This is a genomic window from Paenibacillus beijingensis, assembly GCF_000961095.1.
Classification (GTDB): Bacteria; Bacillota; Bacilli; order Paenibacillales; family Paenibacillaceae; genus Paenibacillus_O; species Paenibacillus_O beijingensis.
The window spans coordinates 3,776,963-3,793,080 of the sequence record NZ_CP011058.1 but is presented as its reverse complement, the minus strand read 5'-3'; the positions used below and the strand labels follow the sequence as shown (position 1 = coordinate 3,793,080).

The following is a 16,118-nucleotide window of genomic DNA, read 5'->3' as shown; positions in this document are numbered from 1 at the left end:
TCGGTCTTTTTTTTGGGCAAACGGTGATCGCCGGAAGCGCTGCTCAAGAGGAGGCTCCGCCTGGCTACGACGGGCATAGGCCGCCGCTCCTATAAGCAGAGCGCGGCCTTGTCCGAGTTCATGATCCTGTTTATATGGCTCTTATCATCTTCTAAATCTATTTCTCAGTTCTCGTCTTCGTCTTCTTCGTCTTCTTCGTCTTCTTCGTCTTCTTCTTCATATTCTTCGTCTTCTTCGTCTACCGAGGACTCCTCTTCATCTACATACTCGTCTTCGTCTTCATCCTCATCTTCAGACAGATTCAGCGCAGATTTTGAGCCATCCTCCAGTTCAATTTCGACATCATCGACTTCATCCCAGTCGATCGTTTCCAGCCAATCATAGAGCGACTCTTCGTCTTCATAATCTTCGGATACATAAGATACTTTTTCGCCGCTGTAATACTCAATTTCGATTTCGTCATATTCCAAATCTTCTAAAGCCGCTTTCAGCTTATCCACTTTTTCCATTCGGCCATCCCACTCCCTATTCTGATTTAGAACCTCTGCAGGTTTATATGTACTCTATGAGATTAGCGAATTTTTTGTCCGGGCAAATAGAGCGGAAACTCAAAAAATAGTAATGCCAACCGATAACCAGGCAGGCATCCCCCGGCAGGTATACGAATCTATTGGAAAAACTATGAACAAACACTCCGAACAAACGAAAGCAACCTTGAGTCCGGTTAAGTACCGAACCAAGGTTGCTTTTGGTGGGTGAGGTAACGTTCTGCACCTATCCCCAGTGGGCCAAAATATCATTCGCGACCCGGTCCCACGTAAACATCCGCTCTGTTAATCGTCTTCCCCGAATGCCCATCTGCCGGCCGAGCTCCATATCAGACAGCAAATAATTGATCTTCTCCGCATATTCCATCGGATTGTCAGGGTCGAACACCAGCATCCCGTTATTATCCATGACAATTTCAGGATTTCCTCCTCTTTGAGTGGTCAGAAAAGGGAGCCCGGATGCCATAGCTTCATAATGAACCCGTGCGAGCGGTTCCTCCCAATTGGAGGTGCATACGAATATGTCGGCTGCGCAAAACCACCGGTGGATATCATGGGCATCAACATATCCTGTCGTCACTACCGGGAGGTGGGATCTTTTGGCCAAAGCCCGCACATAAGCCACATAATCGCTGATCGTATTATCGCTGTACCAAGCTCCGCCGACAATAACCAGCACCGCATCGGAATGCTGCAGATGGTGAAGGGCGCGAATAAGTACGTGCGGTCCTTTATTACGTGATAATCGGCCTGCAAATAAGATAACCTTTTTTCCATGCAGCTGATATTGCTCACGTATTTGATCTCTGGCGTGGCGTGCGGCATCGGACTCGGTCCATGGCGCGAAACGGTATATATCGACGCCGGAATATACGGTGCGGACTTTAGACTCCGCTTGGGGATAGTAGCGGCATATTTCCGCACCGATATAATTGCTGATCGTAATGATCCGCTCCGTCGTTTCGATAACGGCTGCGCCTTCTTCAGCGGATATTTTGAGAGGATTGAACATATCGTTATGCATACTGAGAAAAATACGCGAATAAGGCATTATTTGGCGAACCGGAAGCACAAGCTTCGGGCGGTTGAAAATATGAATAATGTCATAATGTTCTTGGCTGTTGTTCAAAAAATCGATGACATTGATGGAGTAAGTTTCAAACAGGCCGTCGGATGGAACCCTGAAGTATCGAATTCCGTCGCGCACTTCTTCGCCCGGCAATTCGGGATCCGTTCGGCCCAGGAGAGTGATTTGGTGCCATCGGCTTAAGTAATCGATAATGCCGCCAATATAAGTTTGTATGGCTCCGCCTCGAATATTAGGTACGGGGAGTTTCTCCGTACAAATCATCAAGATGTTCATGCTGCATTCTCCTCCGGGCGTTAAGCTGTGAAACGGCAAGCGTCAGGCTTCCGGCATGATTACATAACCGCTTTGCGGCGGGAAGATTTACGGCTCTTGCCTTTATTAATCGCTCTTTGCTGCAATCTCGGTACTGCAGGTTTCTTTATCAAGCCTTTGAAGCGTTTATTGGCCTTGTTCGCCGGTGAAAGCAGCGGTTTGACGGTTCTTTGTTTTGACTTAACGGATGAAAGCCGCCGATTGATTTTTTTATGCTTCGCGGGAGACAGCTGTTTTTTGATTGATTTAAACTTTGATTTTCTTCCGGGCGTTCCCTTCTTGCGCCGTGATTTCAACGATCTGCGCGCCAACAGGGAACGCTTTGATTTCTGCTTGCGCCGCTTTAATGAAGAACGTCTCGGTCCAGCAGCAACAGGCAGCAAAACGGGAGGAGTAACGGCGGCCGGAACGGCTTCCAGCGGTACTGCCGCGGCGCCGCTGCCGTCCTGGGCAACCGCCGGAACAGCCTGGGGTTGATGCTTAGGCGGGTTCTGTGCCGCATAAGCCGAAAAAGCCGATCCCACAGATGGGATCACAAATGCAGAACGGTCCCCTGCCGCTCTTTCCAATGCCAGATAGCTGCCCTGAAGCGTTCTGTCCGGCGCCCGAAGACGATCAAATACTTGTACGCCTTCCAGATCGTATTGGCCGGGTTCGTATTTCATGATATCTCCGGCCAGCTCGGCGAGAACCTGCATCTTGGTGCTCTCAGCCATTAATACCCGATCGAGAACCATGTCGAGTTCCATTGAAATAAATGTTTCCGGATCAAATACGATTTCTTTCACATGCTTGTAAAATTCATTGGGAAAAGCCATATCGATCAATAAAACCTCAAACGTTTCCCTATCGATCGGATTCGCTTGATGATAGGCATCAATCATTCCGCGGATCCAGCCGATATCCCAAGTTCCCATGTCATCCATTGTGCTCGTGATCAATTTCCGCAAATCCCGGATGACCAAATCGTAAGAAACGCCGTCCAAGTCGATAACCCAAATTCCCCCCGGACCTAATTGGCCGTTAGACCAGCCGTAATCCTGATGCGCCAGTCCCAGGTAGGGCTCGCCGATCGAAATAATTTTCGAATAACCGGATTCCAGCAGCCTGCCGTAATTTTCGCGTGCCTGTCTTTCAAATTCATCTACAACGCCAAGCAGCCGGCTGCTCGCCGGAAATTCACGATAAGCTTCCGCAATGTCGCGAAACCATCCGATTTTAGCGATTATTTTTTCGTAATATTTGGGCCAGCCATAAACACGGGAAGACTTTTGGGCGCTGTGGGGATGGATATACCCTTTGGAAAAACGATGAAACTCTCCCAGACCGTAACATAGAGCGGCCGCTCCCTCCAGGTCGATCTTGGAAACCGGCGCAAGCGGTTCGATCCAATCGGTTACAATCCACAGCTTGCCGCCGGCTTCCACATACAGGCTGCCCTCTTTGGTCGCGATCAGGCCGGGCACTTTGGCCCCTTGATTGACCAGATACTCCTGAGCGCCAACACTGAATAAACTGCGCGGCGGTTTGCGGTGCAGCACTTTGAGACTGCGCGGCCCGCGGTCCGTTTCAATTTTCCAGATCGCGCCGCCCTTATCCGGCTTTGATGTAATAAGCGTCATGGCGTTAACTCGCATCTCGTAGAGCTCCGACACCTGCCGTGCAAGCTCTTCCAATTCAGGGGGGACGTATTGCTCAAGTACGATGCCTGGAGAGGCGGTCACATCCATGTTATCCCACGGCTCAACACGATATAGCTCCACAATGTCTCCTCCATAATCCGGGTATTTTGTAAAATTTCTGATAACCTGTCTGCATCTTTTGCGAGCAAATCTTCTGCGGCGAAAGGATGAGCGGTACACGCATTGAAGCGTGATGCTTATCTCCCGATTGCGATATGAACTTTTTATCATTTATATGTCTGAGCGGCAGAGGCCGGTAGGTACAAGCGCGTATTTTGAGACCGAGCAGAGAAAAATCATTTGTTGTACAGTATGACGACTGCCGGCTAATACCGTGGCATTCATCCATGGATCATCTGCTTGAACTGGGCGCAATAAAAAAAATGCGTGCCCGGGAAAACCGGACACACATTTGTAAAGGTGGCGTATAAGCACGCCGCCAAAGGCAGATATGCTGCAATAAAGCCGCTTAAGCTTAACCGATCGAGCCTTCCATTTCGAACTTGATCAGACGGTTCATTTCGACCGCGTACTCCATCGGCAGCTCTTTCGTAAACGGCTCGATGAAGCCCATAACGATCATCTGGGTCGCTTCGGCTTCCGTCAGTCCGCGGCTCATCAGGTAGAACAGCTGATCCTCGGACACTTTGGAGACGGTCGCTTCATGCTCCAGCGTAATGTTGTCATTCATGATTTCGTTGTACGGAATCGTATCCGACGTGGACTCATTGTCCAGAATAAGCGTGTCGCACTTAATGTTCGCTTTTGCGCCTTCCGCTTTACGTCCGAACGATGCCAGACCGCGGTACGTTACTTTACCGCCGTGCTTGCTGATCGATTTGGAGACGATCGTCGACGTCGTATCCGGAGCCAGGTGAATCATCTTCGCGCCGGCATCCTGATGCTGCCCTTTGCCCGCAACGGCGATCGAAAGAACCATACCTTTCGCTCCGCGGCCTCTCAGTACGACAGCCGGGTATTTCATCGTCAGCTTGGAGCCGATGTTGCCGTCAACCCACTCCATCGTCGCGTTCTCATCGGCAACCGCGCGTTTCGTAACGAGGTTGTAAATGTTCGGCGCCCAGTTTTGGATCGTCGTGTAACGGACGCGGGCATTTTTCTTCACGATGATTTCAACCACTGCGCTGTGCAGGGAATTGGTGCTGTAAATCGGAGCCGTACAGCCTTCCACGTAATGGACGAAGCTGTCTTCGTCGGCGATGATGAGCGTTCTTTCGAACTGGCCCATATTTTCCGAGTTAATGCGGAAGTATGCCTGCAGCGGAACTTCGCATTTCACGCCTTTCGGTACATAAATAAAGCTGCCGCCCGACCATACCGCACTGTTCAGCGCAGCGAACTTATTGTCAGCCGGAGGAATGACGGTGCCGAAATGCTCTTTGAAAATTTCCGGATGCTCGCGCAGCGCCGTATCGGTATCCATAAAGATAACGCCCTGCTTCTCGAGATCTTCCTGCATGCTGTGGTAAACGACCTCCGACTCATATTGAGCCGATACGCCGGCAAGAAACTTTTGCTCCGCTTCCGGAATGCCGAGCTTGTCGAACGTTTCCTTAATTTCAGCCGGTACTTCTTCCCACGTCTTGCCCTGTTTCTCGGAAGGCTTCACGTAGTACTGGATATCGTTGAAATCAAGCTCGTCAAGATCGCCGCCCCAACGCGGCATCGCCATCTTATTAAATTGCTCCAGCGATTTCAAACGGAAATCCAGCATCCATTCCGGCTCGTTCTTCATTTCCGAAATGGTGCGCACGATTTCCGGAGTCAGACCTTTGCCGCTTTGAAATACCGCTTTATGCTCATCGCGAAAACCGTATTTGTACTCTTCCATTTCCGGCATTTTTTTGGCCATCTGAAATCACGCTCCTTTGTTTTATGATTACTTGCGCATAATCAAGCCGCCGACGCTAGACGTAACCTTAGTCCTTTTGCTGAGATTCCACGCCTTTGCGCAGCGCGTTCCATGCCAGTGTGGCGCACTTGATGCGCGCGGGAAATTTATTCACGCCCGACAAGGCTTCAATATCTTCGTATTCTTCAAACTCGACCGGCTCGCCCTTCATCAGGGAAGAAAATTTGTCGGCAAGCCCGTAAGCCTGCTCCAGCGTCTTCCCTTTCACGGCTTCCGTCATCATCGATGCGGAGGACATGCTGATCGAACAGCCTTCGCCGGTAAATTTCGCTTGTTTCACTTTGCCTTCTTCAAGCTCCAGCTGCAAGGAAATGCGATCGCCGCACGTCGGATTGTTCAAATTGATCGTAACGGCTTCTTCGTCCATCGTACCACGGTTGCGCGGATTTTTGTAGTGATCCATAATGACACGGCGGTACAAATCATCCAATTGCATGTCCGAAGAACTCCTTTGTCTTCAGAAGCGAGGCCGCAAGCCGGTCCACGTCTTCTTCGGTGTTGTATAAATAAAAGCTTGCCCTAGCGGTAGCCGTCACATCCAGCCAGCGCATCAGCGGCTGGCAGCAGTGATGGCCCGCCCTTACCGCCACCCCTTCGGAATCCAGCACGGTTGCCACATCGTGGGGGTGAATATCGTCGAGATTAAACGTCACGAGTCCGACCCGGTTTTGCTTCGGACCGTAAATGGTCAGCCCGTCGATCGCAGACAGCTTGTCATATGCGTACGAAGCCAGCTGCCGTTCGTGGGCGTCGATCGTATCGAGCCCGATTTCTTCCAAGAAATCGATCGCCGCCGCAAGCCCTACCGCGCCGGCAATAATCGGGGTGCCGCCTTCGAAGCGCCACGGAATTTCCTTCCACGTCGATTCGTACAAGTCGACATGGTCGATCATTTCGCCGCCGAACTCCACCGGCTCCATCGCTTCAAGCAGCGATTTACGGCCGTACAGGGCGCCGATGCCGGTCGGTCCGCACATTTTGTGGCCCGACAGCGCGTAAAAGTCGAGATCCAGATCCTGAACGTCGATTCGCATATGAGGCGTGCTCTGCGCGCCGTCCACGACGATCACGGCGCCGCTACGGTGAGCGATTGCCGCAATTTCCTTAACCGGGTTGATTGTGCCGAGCACGTTGGAGACGTAAGTGACGGAAACGATCTTCGTTTTATCCGTTACCGTCCGTTCCACATCTTCAAGCGAGATGGTGCCGTCCGGCTGCAGCGGGATATATTTCAGAACGGCGCCGCTGCGGCGCGCAGCCTGCTGCCACGGGATGAGATTGCTGTGATGCTCCATCGGCGTGATGACGATTTCGTCGCCTTCCTGCAGCACGGATGGCGCATAGCTGGAAGCGACCAGATTGAGGGCGCCTGTCGTGCCGCGGGTGAACACAATCTGCTCCGGACCTGCAGCGTTCAGAAATTCGGCCACCCGCGCGCGGGCGCCTTCGTAAGCGTCCGTCGCCCGGGAGCCGAGCGTGTGTACGCCGCGGTGCACGTTGGCATTGTCAAGCTCATAATAGCGTTTGACGGCCTCAATGACGGAACGCGGCTTCTGCGAAGTCGCCGCGCTGTCGAGATATACGAGCGGATGCCCGTTTATTTCTTGATGAAGGATGGGGAATTGTTCCCTGATTCCTTGAATGTTCATGCTTCCAGCTTCCTTTCGAGCAGGCGCTGAAGCTGCTCGCGAACGGAGTCAAGCGGAATGGCCGATACGACCGGAGCAAGAAATCCGTAAATGATAAGGCGCTCTGCGTCCGATTTGGAAATACCGCGCGACATCAGGTAGTACACCTGTTCAGGATTGACTTGGCCGACGCTGGCCGCATGGCCCGCTTTTACGTCGTCCTCGTCAATGAGCAGGATCGGGTTCGCATCGCCGCGCGCTTTAGGACTGAGCATCATCACTTTTTCCGTTTGCTCTCCGTTCGCTTTAGTAGCGCCCTTTTCAATTTTGGTTACACCGTTAATGATCGCCGTCGCTTCATCACGCATAACCGCGCGGGTCACCATTGCGCTCTCGGAGCTGCGACCGACGTGAACCGCCTGCGTCGTCAGGCTCATCTTTTGCGCGCCTGCGCCGATGCTGATCACCTTCGCGTCGGATGAGGAGCCGTTGCCCTTGAGCAGGGAAATCGTATCTGAGAGCGTGTTGCCGTCGTGCAGGTCGCCGATAATCCATTCTATGCGGCCGTCGTTTTCCACAACCGCTTTGCGGATCGTCATATCGACGACGGAATCGTTCATATGATGAATGGAAGCAAAGCGCACCTGAGCACCCGCTCCAACGTAAACTTCCACGGCAGAATGATGCACCAAAGGCGTCTGGCCCGAGCTTTCAGTCGTCACGACATAATCGACGTAAGTGACGCTGCTGCCTCTTTCCGCCACAACGACGATATGCGGAGCGAACGAAGCCTCTTCATCGTCATTGTAATAGATGGCCTGCAGCGGGATGTCGACTTCGACATTTTTCGGAACGTACACGAATACGCCGCCGTTCCAAAGCGCCGCATGCAGCGCGTTAAGCTTGTTTTCATCCTTGCGCAGCGCCTGGAACAAATATTTCTGCACCAGGTCCGCGTGGTCGCGCGCCGCCGATTCCAGATCGGTGAAAATAACGCCTTTTCCTTTCAGCTCTTCCGAAATGCGGGTAAATGCCGCACCGGACCCGCGCTGCACATGCAGCGGAGCCGCGCCGTCCTGCGGGAGCAGCGCCTGAACGGAAGCCGGCAGCTCGGCCGTTGAAGAAAGTGCCTCCGGTTTCTTGTATTGCCCGAATGCCGTCAGGTTCCAGCGGTCGATACGGGTTTTTTCCGGCTTTGGCCACTCCAGCGATTCCGCCGCCTCCGCCGCTTCGCCGCGCAGCGCCGTCAGCCACGCCGGCTCTCCCTTCGATGCCGACAGCTGCTCCGCAAACGTCCGGTTAACGGGGTTCGTTAATTGTATACTCATCCTGATCCCCTCCTGTTTACGCCTGGCCGACGGTTTCGTCTACAATACCCAGTTCTTCTTTTACCCAATCATAACCTTCGTTCTCAAGACGCTCGGCCAGCTCCGGACCGCCCGATTTGACGATACGTCCCTGCATCATGACGTGCACAAAATCCGGCGTAATATAGTTCAGCAGCCGCTGATAGTGAGTGATCACGAGAAATGCGCGGTCTTCCGAGCGCATTGCGTTTACACCGTTCGACACGATTTTCAAAGCGTCGATGTCCAGACCGGAGTCGATCTCATCCAAAATGACAACTTTCGGATCAACCATCATCATCTGCAAAATTTCGTTCCGTTTCTTCTCTCCGCCGGAGAAGCCTTCGTTCAAGTAACGGTGCGCGAATTCCGGATTCATATCCAGCTCTTTCATTTTGCTTTCCATTTGGCGGATGAACTTGATCAGCGATATTTCTTTGCCTTCCTCGCGGCGGGCGTTAATCGCACTGCGCAGGAAGTCGGAGTTCGTAACCCCCGTAATTTCGCTCGGATACTGCATCGCCAGAAACAGACCCGCGCGTGCGCGCTCGTCGACCGCCATCTCCAGCAGATCCTCGCCGTCGAGCACTGCGGATCCGGCCGTAACTTCATATTTCGGATGACCCATCAGAGCGGAGGCAAGCGTACTTTTCCCCGTTCCGTTCGGCCCCATAATGGCGTGAATTTCCCCGCCCTTCATGCTCAGGTTGATCCCTTTCAATATTTCTTTTCCTTCGATAGTCGCTTTCAGACCGTCGACGACGAATTGCGTTGCCATTATAAGCATGCTCCCTTCAGATGTCCGCTTAAGCTGTAAGCAGTTATTGCGGCCCGGGCGCGCCCGGGATAGACAAATGTTCGACCCCAAATCACGACTGCCGTTTTATCTCTGCAGCGGGTAATGGTTTCCCGCGTTTCACTGCAATGTTTCAGCTGCAAAGAGGCCATTCTCAATCAACTGATTCTCAGTCATTCTCAATAACAATTCTAGTATAAAACTAATTATAAATCAATCGACGGATGCGTAACTCCCGTCCAAAGCAGCTCGAATTTTGTCGATTTCCGCAGCGAAAGTTTCATCGTCCAGCACCGGTTTCATCGCCGGCCTGTCCGTCGCTTCCTTCAATTCTACCCATGATTTGCACCCCATATAAGCGCTCGTCAGCGGAATTTCAAGCGCTTCTTCCAGCCGGTAAACCCGCAGCAGCAGCACATGCAGCGGTTTAGTCCGCTTCCATTTCAGCCGTTCCTCCGCAAAAGTGTCGGTCCATATATGGAGCCCGCGCAGCTTGTCAAGCGTTTCTTGATCCGTGATCAAAATATCGTCCACCGCTTCGGCGTACGCTTCCAGCTTGACGGTTGCGGCGTCCGGACGCCAATCGGCCAGCACGCGGTCCAGCTCGCCCCGGTACGCTTCCTTGAGCAGTTCCCGTCTTTGGTGCTCGTAGGCGGGCAGCAAATAAAATGCGTGATCCCGCAGCTGGAAATCTCTCGTTTCCTCAGAAATGCCGCCCTTGCGCATGACGAGGATCAATTTCCCTTCCGCAAGCGCATTTACCGTTACGGCCCATTCCTTTAAGGCCACCGGCTGATTTCGGCCGTGTTCCTCCATGTTTCCAGCCTCCTGTCTGATCGTCAAATTTCGCCTGTTGCTTCATTATATCAAAAGAGGTATTCCATGGCGAAAAAATATCCGTTATAATAAATGGTTGAGACATACGGCGGATATACCGGCACCCGTCCAGCGGAGCCTTATATTATAACTATAACGCAAAAATTAAGCCGAAAGGTGGACCCACTATCCATGACAGCCTATCATCCATTGACCGAAGCCGAAGCGGTCGATATCGCCCGTTCCTTGGACAATCTGTTTTCTCCGGGGACCGAGCTGACGTGCAACGAAATCGGCGACGGCAACCTGAATCTCGTCTTCCACGTAACGGAGCCCGCAACCGGAAAAAGCGTTATATTGAAACAGGCGCTTCCTTATGCCAAAGTCGTGGGCGAATCGTGGCCGCTCTCGCTTGACCGCGCCCGCATCGAAAGCGAAGCGCTGATCGTGCAGGGCCGGCTTGCTCCGGGGCTTGTACCCGAAGTGTACTTGTACAACCCCGACCTCGCACTGACCGTTATGGAAGATTTAAGCGATCATACGATTATGCGAAAAGGGCTGATCGAGCGGATTGTTTATCCGCGATTTGCCGACGATATTTCCACATTTTTGGCCAATACGCTCTTCTTCACATCGGATCTGGGCATGAACCAGCAGGAGAAAAAACTGCAGCTGAAGTCTTTTATTAATCCTGATCTGTGCAAGATAACCGAAGATCTCATTTTCTGCGACCCGTACCGGGATGCGGATACGAACAGTTTTGAAGAAAGCATCCGCGACGAGGCGGAGGCGCTCTGGAGCGACGGCGCGCTGCATTTGGAAGTCGCGCTTCTTCGCGAGAAGTTCCTGACAAGCACCGAAGCGCTGCTGCACGGCGATTTGCACACCGGCAGCATCTTCGCCCGCCCTGACTCCACGAAGGTGATCGATCCCGAATTCGCTTATTACGGTCCGATGGGCTTCGACATCGGCGCCGTCATCGCCAATCTGTTGCTCAGCTTCGCGGCCCAGGAGCATTGGAGCGGCGACGAAGCGGCCAGGAAGGAATACCGTACCTTCCTGACGGGAGCGGTGCAAGGCGTATGGAGCGGCTTCGAGAGCAAATTCCGCGCGCTGTGGAACGAGCACGGCTCCGACCCGATGCTGCAGCGCGCTCCGGGATTCCAGGATCTGTATATGAAGCGGCTGCTTCAGGATACGGCCGGCTTTGCCGGGGCCAAGATGGTCCGCCGCATCGTCGGTCTGGCGCACGTAGCCGACATCGATACGATCCCGGATGCCGCCGTCCGCGAGCGGACGCAGCGGCTTGCGCTCGCCATCGGTAAAACGCTCATCAAGCGCGGCCGCCAGACGGAATCGATTGAGCAAATCGTCGACATCGCCGTCTCCGAGACGGCACAATAACAGTTTTCCGGTGCGGGCTGCCAGAGCAGCCCGTCTAAATGAAAGGAGCACCACGATGACAGATACATCAACTTCCTCTTATGCAGGATTGCAATCCCTCATTTGGGCAGGCGACAAGCTCGAGCTGCTCGATCAGCGTCTGCTCCCTGAGGAAACGGTCTATTTGCCGCTGACTACAGCGGAAGAAGTATGGGAATCCATTCGCCACATGAAGGTGCGCGGGGCTCCGGCGATCGGCATTGCCGCCGCCTACGGCCTCGTGCTGGGCACCGCAGGCGCAGGCGGAGAAGGCTCCGATCAGGAAGCATGGCTCGCGGAAGTCGAGCGGGTTGCCGATTATCTTGCAACGTCGCGTCCGACGGCAGTCAACCTGTTCTGGGCGCTGGACCGGATGAAAGCGAAGGCGGCAAGCGCGGCCGGGAGCGGGCTCTCTCTCGAAGCGTGCCAAAAGGCGCTGCTCGAAGAGGCGATCGCCATCCAGAGCGAAGACGAAGAGACGAACCGCCTGATCGGTGAGTATGCGCTCGAGCTGATGAAGGACGGCATGGGCGTGCTGACGCACTGCAATGCCGGCGGTCTTGCGACCGCAAAATACGGAACCGCGCTCGCCCCGTTCTACCTGGCTCAGGAACGCGGCATTTCCCTGAAAGTATTTGCCGACGAGACGCGGCCGGTGCTGCAGGGCGCCCGCCTGACCGCCTTTGAGCTGCAGCAGGCCGGGGTCGATGTAACGCTGATCTGCGACAATATGGCCGGAATGGTCATGTCCAAAGGGTGGGTGCAGGCGGTCATCGTCGGTACCGACCGCGTCGCCGCCAACGGAGACGTCGCCAACAAAATCGGCACCTACAGCGTCGCTGTTCTGGCGAAAGCGCACGGCATTCCATTTTATGTCGCTTGTCCGATGTCTACGATCGATCTGCAGACGCCGACCGGCGACTTGATTCCGATCGAGGAGCGCAGCCCCGAGGAAGTGACGGAAGCGTTCGGCAAACGTACGGCCCCTCATGGCGTGAAAGTGTTTAATCCGGCCTTTGACGTAACGCCGGCCGAATATGTAACGGCGATTATTACGGAGAAAGGCGTTGTTAAGGCGCCATATGATGTCAATCTAAAAAAACTGTTCGAGCTGTAACCCCATAATTGAGCCATAGAAGCTTCCAAAACCGCACTTGATGCGGTGCTGGAAGCTTCTTTTTTCATCAAAAGCACAATTCAAGATCCCGCCCAGCACAGGAAGCTTCTGTCAGAGCATCAGCCGCACCGCGTCCGAACCTTTCATGCCCACCGTTACACCGAGCGCCGCCGCCTGTTCCGTAATCGACTCCATAGGCGCCGCCATCAATTCCTCAAGCGTCCGCACGCCAACCGCTCTGCCGGCAATAATTCCTCGGTCCTTCAGCCTTGTATTCAGCAAAGCGACATCAAGCGCCCCGCACATGATATAACCTTTGTCGGTCGTCACGGCGACAAGCGTTGTTTTGGGCAGCTTCACCTCAATGCCGAGCACCGTAGCTCCGCCTTCAAGCTCCAGCGGTACCATACGCATCATATCGGCACACCTCCTTTCCGAACACTAATTCACTATATGCGTCAGTGGAAGTTCGTGTCTGTGGCAAAAAGATAAAGTTTCACGCTGACATCGACAGCTGTTTCTGCTTGATTGGGAAGGCTATGAAACGAAGCCGTTTTGGTGGTATATTAGTAGTACTTTACAGGTTCGGAGGAACTATGGATAATACAGCGAATAGAGGCCAAAATACCTATTTATTTAATATCGAAGTGTTGATGGAGGGCGAAACGAACGCACATGCTCTGGAGGCGCTGCTTCATCTGTTAAACCGGGCCAATGTTCCGGATTACCGCATTATTTCCGGCAGCAGGCTCGGATTTCTGATCGATCGTTTGAAGGCGGAGACGCTTGCCGGAACGGCAGCGCCCGAGACGGAGCTGCCCGGCGTGCCGATTCCAGCCGAAAAAACCAGGTCGAATGACCCGGCCGCGTGCAAAGCATCGTTATCGGCTGTTCCTTTAACCGCAATTATCCGCAGTGGTATCGAGGAAAAAAAGCTGATCCGCCTGAGCGTCAATAAGGGCAAAGGCGTCAAGCTTGACGTGCCGGCGCGGATGATCCATTTCGATGAGGAAACAAAGCTGCTGACGGTTTACCACGTGGACGAAAAACAAGTCTATACCTTTCATCTCCATGAAATCGATGATTTTACCGTATAGCCGCATCCCCGCCGCCCGAAAAGCGCTTCTAGTTCCGCGCTTTCCAGGCGGCCCATGCCGTTAAGGCCCATCCCGCGATAAAGCAAAGACCGCCCAGCGGCGTAATCGCCCCGAGCCAGCCGATCCCGCTCAAGCTGAGCACATACAAACTTCCCGAAAATAAAAAAATACCGATATGGAGCAGCTTGCCTCCCGTTCTCAGCGCCCCGCCCTTCTGGCCAAGCTTCTCGGACATAATCGCGACCAGAATAAGTCCTAAAGCATGATACATTTGATACCGGACCCCTGTTTCGAACACGTCCAGCATATGCGTCGTCAAGCGGCTTTTCAAGCCGTGGGCGGCAAAGGCGCCCAGTACGACCGCCAGCAGCGCGTGCAGCGCCCCGTAGGACATATATTTACGCATCATTTCGTTTTCACCCCTTTCCCGAACGGGTATAATAGTAGCACAATTCGCGAAAAGGAGTCGTCCTTCGTTGAGTGAAGAACATCAATTGACATCGGCCCATGAGACTCCAGGCCGGGAGCAGGCGCGATCATCGTCTCGACGCTCGTTCTGGTCGGTTCGATTCTGGCGAGCATTGCCGGTTTAAGCCTTGGCATTGCCGGCGCCACTTCCCGGAAACGGCGCAAAGCGATGGCCGTTACCGGAATCGTCCTGAATGCGCTGCCGCTGCTTGCCGTCCTCGGCCTGTTCGCAATCGGCCTGCTTGCAGGAGTGTAAACCTTCTGCTAATTATAGCATAGCGCAGACAGCCTACAAACGAAGTTACGGAGATTGTCAAACAAGTAAAATGGCTTGTAAACGGATGCTCCGCCCACATAACCCGCAAAGCGGCCGAATATAGATGGAACATAGCTCATTAAGCCAACTGCTAAGGGGTGAGTTCCGTGACGGAGCCATTATTTATCGTATCGCGCGAAGACTGGTCGCTGCACCGCAAAGGGTATCAGGATCAGACGCGGCATCAGGAGAAAGTCCGGGAAGCCATCAAGCAGAATCTTCCGGATATTGTAACCGACGAAAGCATCGTCCTGTCAGACGGACGTCAAACGGTTAAAGTACCGATCAAGAGCATCGATGAATACCGCTTCATTTATAATTACAACAAGCAGCAGCATGTCGGACAAGGAGACGGCGACTCCCAAGTCGGCGATGTGCTTGGCGTCGATCCTTCGGCGGCCAAAGGGCCGGGCAAAGGACAGGGTGCCGGCGATCAGCCCGGCGAGGAATACCTGGAAACGGAAATCAGCATGGCCGAGCTTGAAGATATGCTGTTCGAAGAGCTGGAGCTGCCTCATCTGGAGCAAAAGCAGAAGGAAAACGTGCAGTCGCCGGACGTTGTATTCCAAGATATCCGCAAAAAAGGCATTATGTCCAATATCGACAAGAGACGGACCTTGATTGAGAATTTGAGGCGCAACGCCAGTGCGGGCAAGTCGGGGTTTTCCGGCATTTCGCCCGAGGATCTGCGGTTCAAAACATGGCAGGATGTGATGCGTCCCCACTCCAATGCCGTCGTGCTGGCGCTGATGGATACTTCCGGAAGTATGGGCTCGTTCGAAAAATATTGCGCGCGCAGCTTTTTTTTCTGGATGACGAAGTTTCTGCGGCGTAAATACGAGCACGTGGAAATCGTGTTCATCGCTCATCATACCGAAGCCAAGGAAGTGACCGAAGAGGAGTTTTTCACAAGAGGCGAAAGCGGGGGCACCATTTGTTCTTCCGCCTATGCCAAGGCGCTGGACATCATCGACAGCCGATACCCGCCGGTAAATTGGAACATCTACCCTTTCCACTTCTCCGACGGCGACAACTTGACCTCCGACAATGAGAAATGCGTGAAGCTGATCGAAGAGATGCTCAAGCGGACGAATCTGTTCGGATACGGAGAAGTGAACCAGTATAACCGCAGCAGCACGCTCATGTCCGCCTACAAGCATATCCAAAACAAAAAGTTTCTTTACTCCGTCATTCGCGACAAAAGCGAAGTGTACCACGCGTTGAAACGGTTTTTCACAAAATCGGCCGGGTGAAAAAAAGAGGCGCACGGGGCGCAAAATGCGCTGCCCGTGTGCCTCTTTTTTCGCGTTAGCGGTCGGTTACTCCGCCCGCAGCCGGCAGACTATTAATAGCACCAAGCTTTCAGGATAATTACGAGCAGAATGAACAGAACAAGAATAGCGCCGGTGCTTGTAAAAGGGCTGTAACCTGCTCCTCCAACTGGGTAGGACATCAGTAAATCACTCCTTGTTGTAGAGATTACTCTATCGTATGGTGAAAGGCCCCCTGAAGATTGGACACCCGCCCACCGCCGCCGCCCATCTTGT

General features: G+C 53.4%; 17 protein-coding genes. 4 read left to right on the top strand and 13 right to left on the bottom strand.

What is annotated here, in order from left to right:
• Nucleotides 1-164 precede the first annotated feature (164 nt).
• From VN24_RS27780 to VN24_RS17085, 9 genes are all read right to left on the bottom strand, one after another.
• Nucleotides 165-509, bottom strand: a complete 345-nt coding sequence (locus tag VN24_RS27780) for a hypothetical protein (protein WP_052703014.1) — start codon at nt 507-509, stop codon at nt 165-167.
• A 265-nt stretch (nt 510-774) separates the two neighbouring features.
• Nucleotides 775-1,911 (bottom strand): glycosyltransferase family 4 protein, encoded by a 1,137-nt coding sequence (locus VN24_RS17120; protein WP_045671388.1) that lies wholly within the window; start codon nt 1,909-1,911, stop codon nt 775-777.
• 59 nt (nt 1,912-1,970) lie between these two features.
• Complete coding sequence (locus VN24_RS17115) at nt 1,971-3,713, bottom strand: CotS family spore coat protein (RefSeq protein ID WP_052703013.1); 1,743 nt, start codon at nt 3,711-3,713, stop codon at nt 1,971-1,973.
• A 394-nt stretch (nt 3,714-4,107) separates the two neighbouring features.
• Complete coding sequence (sufB, locus tag VN24_RS17110; RefSeq protein ID WP_045671387.1) at nt 4,108-5,505, bottom strand: Fe-S cluster assembly protein SufB; 1,398 nt, start codon at nt 5,503-5,505, stop codon at nt 4,108-4,110.
• A 67-nt stretch (nt 5,506-5,572) separates the two neighbouring features.
• A complete protein-coding gene (gene sufU, locus VN24_RS17105) occupies nt 5,573-6,001 on the bottom strand; it encodes a Fe-S cluster assembly sulfur transfer protein SufU (RefSeq protein ID WP_045671386.1) in 429 nt (142 codons plus the stop codon).
• Complete coding sequence (locus VN24_RS17100) at nt 5,988-7,214, bottom strand: cysteine desulfurase (RefSeq protein WP_045671385.1); 1,227 nt, start codon at nt 7,212-7,214, stop codon at nt 5,988-5,990. The genes sufU and VN24_RS17100 overlap by 14 nt, the downstream gene beginning before the upstream one ends.
• A complete protein-coding gene (sufD, locus tag VN24_RS17095) occupies nt 7,211-8,521 on the bottom strand; it encodes a Fe-S cluster assembly protein SufD (protein ID WP_045671384.1) in 1,311 nt (436 codons plus the stop codon). Before sufD ends, VN24_RS17100 begins: the two co-directional genes overlap by 4 nt.
• A gap of 16 nt (nt 8,522-8,537) precedes the next feature.
• Entirely contained in the window at nt 8,538-9,317 is a 780-nt protein-coding gene (sufC, locus tag VN24_RS17090; protein ID WP_045671383.1) for a Fe-S cluster assembly ATPase SufC, read from the bottom strand.
• A 231-nt stretch (nt 9,318-9,548) separates the two neighbouring features.
• A complete protein-coding gene (locus tag VN24_RS17085) occupies nt 9,549-10,151 on the bottom strand; it encodes a DUF1802 family protein (protein WP_045671382.1) in 603 nt (200 codons plus the stop codon).
• A 192-nt stretch (nt 10,152-10,343) separates the two neighbouring features.
• Between VN24_RS17085 and mtnK the strand changes: the two genes are divergently transcribed.
• The gene (gene mtnK, locus VN24_RS17080; RefSeq protein ID WP_045671381.1) at nt 10,344-11,555 is read left to right on the top strand and encodes an S-methyl-5-thioribose kinase; all 1,212 of its coding nucleotides are present in this window, start codon (nt 10,344-10,346) and stop codon (nt 11,553-11,555) included.
• A 55-nt stretch (nt 11,556-11,610) separates the two neighbouring features.
• On the top strand, nt 11,611-12,690 hold the full coding sequence (gene mtnA, locus VN24_RS17075) for an S-methyl-5-thioribose-1-phosphate isomerase (protein ID WP_045671380.1): 1,080 nt from the start codon (nt 11,611-11,613) through the stop codon (nt 12,688-12,690).
• A 111-nt stretch (nt 12,691-12,801) separates the two neighbouring features.
• Here mtnA and VN24_RS17070 read toward each other — a convergent pair whose 3' ends face one another.
• Nucleotides 12,802-13,107: a YunC family protein gene (locus VN24_RS17070; RefSeq protein WP_045671379.1), complete on the bottom strand. Its 306-nt coding sequence runs from the start codon at nt 13,105-13,107 to the stop codon at nt 12,802-12,804.
• 179 nt (nt 13,108-13,286) lie between these two features.
• On the opposite strand from VN24_RS17070, the gene VN24_RS17065 reads away from it, so the two are divergent.
• Nucleotides 13,287-13,787 carry a hypothetical protein gene (locus VN24_RS17065; protein WP_045671378.1) on the top strand — a complete coding sequence of 167 codons (501 nt, stop codon included), beginning with the start codon at nt 13,287-13,289 and terminating at the stop codon, nt 13,785-13,787.
• Between the two features lie 28 nt (nt 13,788-13,815).
• Here the strand turns inward: VN24_RS17065 and VN24_RS17060 are convergent, their stop codons facing one another.
• Nucleotides 13,816-14,196, bottom strand: a complete 381-nt coding sequence (locus VN24_RS17060; RefSeq protein WP_045671377.1) for a DUF423 domain-containing protein — start codon at nt 14,194-14,196, stop codon at nt 13,816-13,818.
• Nucleotides 14,193-14,390, bottom strand: a complete 198-nt coding sequence (locus VN24_RS17055) for a hypothetical protein (protein WP_045671376.1) — start codon at nt 14,388-14,390, stop codon at nt 14,193-14,195. The genes VN24_RS17060 and VN24_RS17055 overlap by 4 nt, the downstream gene beginning before the upstream one ends.
• A 288-nt stretch (nt 14,391-14,678) precedes the next feature.
• Here VN24_RS17055 and yhbH point away from each other — a divergent pair, with 288 nt between their 5' ends.
• Entirely contained in the window at nt 14,679-15,824 is a 1,146-nt protein-coding gene (gene yhbH, locus VN24_RS17050) for a sporulation protein YhbH (RefSeq protein WP_045671375.1), read from the top strand.
• A gap of 92 nt (nt 15,825-15,916) precedes the next feature.
• On the opposite strand, the gene VN24_RS28235 is transcribed toward yhbH, so the two are convergent.
• Nucleotides 15,917-16,024: a sporulation protein YjcZ gene (locus VN24_RS28235; protein ID WP_082083826.1), complete on the bottom strand. Its 108-nt coding sequence runs from the start codon at nt 16,022-16,024 to the stop codon at nt 15,917-15,919.
• Between the last annotated feature and the right edge of the window lie 94 nt (nt 16,025-16,118).

Bases quoted from the DNA above. Each gene is read 5' to 3' on its own strand.
- VN24_RS27780 (WP_052703014.1), bottom strand. From the start codon at position 509: ATGGAAAAAGTGGATAAGCTGAAAGCGGCTTTAGAAGATTTGGAATAT.
- VN24_RS17120 (WP_045671388.1), bottom strand. From the start codon at position 1,911: ATGAACATCTTGATGATTTGTACGGAGAAACTCCCCGTACCTAATATT.
- sufB (WP_045671387.1), bottom strand. From the start codon at position 5,505: ATGGCCAAAAAAATGCCGGAAATGGAAGAGTACAAATACGGTTTTCGC.
- sufU (WP_045671386.1), bottom strand. From the start codon at position 6,001: ATGCAATTGGATGATTTGTACCGCCGTGTCATTATGGATCACTACAAA.
- VN24_RS17100 (WP_045671385.1), bottom strand. From the start codon at position 7,214: ATGAACATTCAAGGAATCAGGGAACAATTCCCCATCCTTCATCAAGAA.
- sufD (WP_045671384.1), bottom strand. From the start codon at position 8,521: ATGAGTATACAATTAACGAACCCCGTTAACCGGACGTTTGCGGAGCAG.
- sufC (WP_045671383.1), bottom strand. From the start codon at position 9,317: ATGGCAACGCAATTCGTCGTCGACGGTCTGAAAGCGACTATCGAAGGA.
- VN24_RS17085 (WP_045671382.1), bottom strand. From the start codon at position 10,151: ATGGAGGAACACGGCCGAAATCAGCCGGTGGCCTTAAAGGAATGGGCC.
- mtnK (WP_045671381.1), top strand. From the start codon at position 10,344: ATGACAGCCTATCATCCATTGACCGAAGCCGAAGCGGTCGATATCGCC.
- mtnA (WP_045671380.1), top strand. From the start codon at position 11,611: ATGACAGATACATCAACTTCCTCTTATGCAGGATTGCAATCCCTCATT.
- VN24_RS17070 (WP_045671379.1), bottom strand. From the start codon at position 13,107: ATGATGCGTATGGTACCGCTGGAGCTTGAAGGCGGAGCTACGGTGCTC.
- VN24_RS17065 (WP_045671378.1), top strand. From the start codon at position 13,287: ATGGATAATACAGCGAATAGAGGCCAAAATACCTATTTATTTAATATC.
- VN24_RS17060 (WP_045671377.1), bottom strand. From the start codon at position 14,196: ATGATGCGTAAATATATGTCCTACGGGGCGCTGCACGCGCTGCTGGCG.
- VN24_RS17055 (WP_045671376.1), bottom strand. From the start codon at position 14,390: ATGCCAAGGCTTAAACCGGCAATGCTCGCCAGAATCGAACCGACCAGA.
- VN24_RS28235 (WP_082083826.1), bottom strand. From the start codon at position 16,024: ATGTCCTACCCAGTTGGAGGAGCAGGTTACAGCCCTTTTACAAGCACC.